Origin of the sequence: Cupriavidus phytohabitans (assembly GCF_017815025.1) — a bacterium.
Classification (GTDB): Bacteria; Pseudomonadota; Gammaproteobacteria; order Burkholderiales; family Burkholderiaceae; genus Cupriavidus.
In genome coordinates this window covers 1-219 of sequence record NZ_JAGIQB010000311.1, presented here as the reverse complement: position 1 = coordinate 219, position 219 = coordinate 1, and the positions used below count along the sequence as shown (strand labels likewise).

1 rRNA gene is annotated in these 219 nt (G+C 54.8%); it reads left to right on the top strand.

From position 1 onward, the window contains the following. Positions 1-219 (top strand): 23S ribosomal RNA (locus J8I34_RS34595); the annotation flags it as partial.

Below are 219 nucleotides of genomic sequence, written 5' to 3'. Positions count from 1 at the left end.
CATGTGGTGGATGCCTTGGCGATCACAGGCGATGAAGGACGCGGTAGCCTGCGAAAAGCTTCGGGGAGCTGGCAAACGAGCTTTGATCCGGAGATGTCCGAATGGGGAAACCCGGCCCGTATGGGTCATCCCTGACTGAATTCATAGGTCAGGGAAGCGAACGCGGCGAACTGAAACATCTAAGTAGCTGCAGGAACAGAAATCAACCGAGATTCCCAA